General features: G+C 51.5%; 1 tRNA gene. It reads left to right on the top strand.

Annotation, left to right across the window (positions count from 1 at the left end):
- Positions 1-71 precede the first annotated feature (71 nt).
- Positions 72-147: transfer RNA gene (locus tag AN393_RS19705), tRNA-Gly, on the top strand.
- Positions 148-392: the final 245 nt, after the last annotated feature.

The following is a 392-nucleotide window of genomic DNA, read 5'->3' on the forward strand; positions in this document are numbered from 1 at the left end:
CTAGCTCAGTTGCCAGAATGTTGAACGCGACCCGTCGCGCACCAACGGACAAATTACTGACTAACGATAAAGCGGCACTAGCTCAGTTGGTAGAGCGCGACCTTGCCAAGGTCGAGGTCACGAGTTCGAGCCTCGTGTGCCGCTCCAATTTCTTACCAAAGAAATTGAAGTATCGAATAAAATGTAAAGCGGCACTAGCTCAGTTGCCAGAATGTTGAACGCGACCCGTCGCGCACCAACGGACAAATTACTGACTAACTATAAAGCGGCACTAGCTCAGTTGCCAGAACGTAGGACGCGACTCGTCGCGCACCAACGGACAAATTACTGACTAACTATAAAGCGGCACTAGCTCAGTTGGTAGAGCGCGACCTTGCCAAGGTCGAGGTCAC

It is taken from the genome of Pseudoalteromonas sp. P1-25, from assembly GCF_001401805.1.
GTDB lineage: Bacteria > Pseudomonadota > Gammaproteobacteria > Enterobacterales > Alteromonadaceae > Pseudoalteromonas.